This is a genomic window from Amycolatopsis sacchari (assembly GCF_900114035.1).
Classification (GTDB): domain Bacteria; phylum Actinomycetota; class Actinomycetes; order Mycobacteriales; family Pseudonocardiaceae; genus Amycolatopsis_E; species Amycolatopsis_E sacchari.
Map to the genome: position 1 here is coordinate 1 of NZ_FORP01000067.1, position 1,287 is coordinate 1,287.

The 1,287-nt window shown below is 60.5% G+C and carries 1 protein-coding gene and 1 pseudogene; both read right to left on the bottom strand.

Annotated elements, in window-relative coordinates; translation table 11 throughout:
• Positions 1-41 precede the first annotated feature (41 nt).
• Positions 42-956 (bottom strand): annotated as a pseudogene (locus BMZ92_RS36660) (IS3 family transposase); the annotation flags it as partial.
• Entirely contained in the window at positions 923-1,216 is a 294-nt protein-coding gene (locus BMZ92_RS38935; protein ID WP_177229040.1) for a transposase, read from the bottom strand. The gene BMZ92_RS38935 and the pseudogene BMZ92_RS36660, both read right to left, overlap by 34 nt.
• Positions 1,217-1,287 lie beyond the last annotated feature (71 nt).

Genomic DNA, 1,287 nt, shown 5'->3' on the forward strand with positions numbered 1-1,287 from the left:
CTGAAGTGCCCTGTGTTTCCCGGACAGGGAGATTGTTCAATTCATGCCGATTTCAAATGTTCGGAGTGTGCTTCACGTGGCGGGCGGTAGCCTATCGCCGAATGAAGACGCCGCTGATTGTACCAGAGTTCGATGTAGTGCGTGATGTCGCGCCGGGCCGATTCGCGTGTCGGATACACCACCCGGGAGACACGCTCGTTCTTGAGTGCACCGAAGAACGACTCGGCCATAGCGTTGTCGAAACATATCCCCGTGCGCCCGGAAGATCGTCGAATGTCGAGTCCCTTCAACACGGCCGCATACTCGGCCGACATGTAGTTGACGCCCCTGTCGGAATGGAAAATGGCGCCTGGCGCCAGCGACCGGTTCTGCGCTGCCCGTCGGATGGCCCGGGTGATCAGCGGGGTCTTGTAGTGGTCGTCCATGGCGTAGCCGATCACTTCTTTGGTGCAGCAATCGATCACGGTCGCCAAATAGAGCCACCCTTCTCCGGTCGGGATGTAGGTGATGTCGCCGACGAGTTTCATCCCGGGTTTGTCGGCAGTGAAGTCCCGGCCCACCAGGTCTGGGACCTCACCCAGGCCAGGGTGGGTGAGCGACCATCGTCTCGGCGGCGGCTGACACGACCGAAAACCCAGCTCGCGCATCAGGTCACGGACCAGCTCCGGGCCCGCCGTGACACCCCAGCGTGCGAGCTGGGCGTGCACGCGCCGATATCCGTAGGTGCCATCAGACGCCTCGAACGCTCTCGTGATAAACGCCTTCAGATCCTCACGACGCTGATTTGTTGCCGATCCCGGACGGTTCCGCCATTCGTAATATCCGGATTTCGACACGCCGAGCTTCTCGCACAGGAACTCGACAGAATACGCGTACTCCGCAGTATCGAGCCGCATCGTTTCGATGAACTCGTACTTGTGGGCTACTGGGGTCCCTTCGCGAAGTACGCTGCCGCTTTTTTCAAGAAGGACACTTCCCTCTCGAGCTCACGATTCCGGCGTTCCAGCTCACGTAGCCGCGCACGATCCGTCAGTGGCAAATCCACCTCTGGCGCTTCGAGGCCATGCTCACGCTCGTGCTGGCGAACCCACACCCGTAGCGTCTCCGGATGCATATCGAGACTCCGGGCCACCTCGGCCACCGGCCTCTCGGATTCCAACGCCAGACGAACCGCTTCCTCACGGAACTCCGGCGAATACTTCCTCGGTCGCGCCACCGTTTTGATCCCTTCGATTCCTTACAGGATAACCCGATTGGGTCCCTGTCCGGAATCTCCGAGGCACCCCA